General features: G+C 66.7%; 1 protein-coding gene. It reads right to left on the bottom strand.

Annotated features, from left to right (window positions below):
- Positions 1-2,686, bottom strand: a 2,686-nt coding sequence (gene rpoB, locus QZV94_RS24430; RefSeq protein ID WP_293682992.1) for a DNA-directed RNA polymerase subunit beta, incomplete at both ends; no start/stop codon positions are given.

Genomic DNA, 2,686 nt, shown 5'->3' with positions numbered 1-2,686 from the left:
CCGCCACGAACACCTTGACCATCTTCATCACGCCGGGCGGCAGCTCGTCGCCGCGTTGCAGCTTGTCGACCTTATCCTCGAAGCGGCGGTCCAGGCGCTTGCGGGCCTCGTCGAACTGGCGGCGGAGCGCCTCCAGCTCGGCCATGGCCTTTTCGTCGTCCAGAGCGATCTGCCACCACAGGCCGGGCGCGATCTCTTCCAGCTTCTCGATGGCGATCTCGCCGCGGCCCAGGCCCTTCGGACCCGAGACGGCGACCTTGCCGACCAGCAGCTGGCGCAGGCGCGAGGTCATGTTGCGGTTCAGGATCGCGAATTCGTCGTCGCGGTCCTTGCCCAGGCGGTCGATTTCCGCCCGTTCGATGGCCAGGGCGCGTTCGTCCTTGTCGACGCCGTGCCGGTTGAACACCCGGACCTCGACGATCGTGCCGGCCACGCCGGGCGGAAGCCGCAGCGAGGTGTCACGGACGTCGGAAGCCTTCTCGCCGAAGATGGCGCGCAGCAGCTTCTCTTCCGGGGTCATCGGGCTTTCGCCCTTCGGCGTGACCTTGCCGACCAGGATGTCGCCCGGCATGACCTCGGCGCCGATCGCCACGATGCCCGCCTCGTCGAGGTTGCGGAGCGCTTCCTCGCCGACGTTGGGGATATCGCGGGTGATCTCTTCCGGACCCAGCTTGGTGTCGCGGGCCATGACCTCGAACTCCTCGATGTGGATCGAGGTGAAGATGTCGTCGCGCACGATGCGCTCGGAGATCAGGATCGAGTCTTCGAAGTTGTAGCCATTCCAGGGCATGAAGGCGACGAGGGTGTTCCGGCCCAGGGCCAGTTCGCCGAGCTCGGTGGACGGGCCGTCGGCGATAACGTCGCCGGCAACGATCCGGTCGCCCACCCGAACCAGCGGACGCTGGTTGATGCAGGTCGAGGTGTTGGAGCGCTGGAACTTCTGCAGGCGGTAGATGTCGACGCCCGGCTTGGTGGGGTCGGTCTCCTCCGTCGCGCGAACCACGATCCGGGTGCCGTCGATCTGCTCGACGATGCCGGGACGGCGGGCCACCACGACGGCGCCGGAGTCCACCGCCACGATGCTCTCCATGCCGGTGCCGACCAGCGGCGCATCCGACTGGATGAGCGGCACGGCCTGCTTCTGCATGTTCGAGCCCATCAGGGCGCGGTTGGCGTCGTCGTTCTCGAGGAACGGGATGAGCGAGGCGGCGACGGAAACGACCTGTTTCGGCGACACGTCCATTAAGTCGACCTGGTCGCGTTGCAGCAGGCCCGGTTCGCCGTTGATCCGGCCGGGGACCAGGTCCTCGACGATCACGCCGTCCTTCAGCTTGATGTTGGCCTGGGCGATGACGTGCTTCGCCTCTTCCATGGCCGACATGTAGACGACCTCGTCGGTCGTCTTGCCGTCCTTGATGCGCCGGTACGGGCTCTCGATGAAGCCGTACTTGTTCACCACCGCGTGGGTGGCGAGCGAGTTGATCAGGCCGATGTTCGGGCCTTCCGGCGTCTCGATCGGGCAGATCCGGCCGTAGTGGGTCGGGTGCACGTCGCGGACTTCGAAGCCTGCGCGCTCGCGGGTCAGGCCGCCCGGGCCAAGCGCCGAGAGACGGCGCTTGTGGGTGATTTCCGACAGCGGGTTGGTCTGGTCCATGAACTGCGACAGCTGCGAGGAGCCGAAGAACTCCCGCACCGCGGCCGCGGCCGGCTTGGCGTTGATCAGGTCGTGCGGCATGACCGTGTCGATATCGACCGAGCTCATGCGCTCCTTGATGGCGCGCTCCATGCGCAGCAGGCCGACGCGGTACTGGTTTTCCAGCAGCTCGCCCACCGAACGGACCCGGCGGTTGCCGAGGTTGTCGATGTCGTCGATCTCGCCGCGGCCGTCGCGCAGGCCCACCAGGGTCTTGAGGACCGCCAGCACGTCGTCCTTGCGCAGAATGCGCACGTCGTCAGGGCAGTCGAGCTCCAGGCGCATGTTCATCTTCACGCGGCCGACCGAGGACAGGTCGTACCGCTCGCCGTCGAAGAACAGCGACTTGAACATGGCTTCGGCCGCTTCCACCGTCGGCGGCTCGCCCGGGCGCATCACGCGATAGATGTCGAACAGCGCGTCCTCGCGGACGGTGTTCTTGTCCACCCGCAGGGTGTTGCGGATGTAGGAGCCGATGGACACGTCGTCGATGTCGAGGACGTCCAGGGTGTCGAAGCCCTGTTCTTCCAGGGCCGCCAGCAGCACCGGGTCCAGCTCGTCGCCGGCTTCCGCGTAGATCTCGCCGGTCTCGAAGTTGACGAGATCGCGGGCCAGGTACTTGCCGGTCAGCGCCTCGGGGGCCAGCAGCAGGGTCTTGAGGCCCGCGTCGGCGAACTTCTTGGCGTTGCGTGCCGAGATCTTGGTGCCGGCCGGGGCGATTTCCTCGCCGGTGTCGGCGTCGATGACGGGGAATTCCGGCTTCACGCCACGCCAGCGTTCAGGCTTGTAGGCCGTGGCCCAGCCGCCGGCCGCGCCCTTCTTCTCGACGCGCTTCTTGTAGGAGATGGTCTCGTAGAAGGTGGAGAGGATCTCCTCCCCGTCCATGCCCAGAGCCATCAGGAAGGTCGTCGCCGGCAGCTTGCGGCGGCGGTCGATGCGGACGTAGACGATGTCCTTGGCGTCGAACTCGAAGTCGAGCCACGAGCCGCGGTA

Origin of the sequence: uncultured Phenylobacterium sp., assembly GCF_902826855.1 — a bacterium.
Taxonomy (GTDB): domain Bacteria; phylum Pseudomonadota; class Alphaproteobacteria; order Caulobacterales; family Caulobacteraceae; genus Phenylobacterium.
This window is presented reverse-complemented; position numbering and strand designations above follow the sequence as displayed.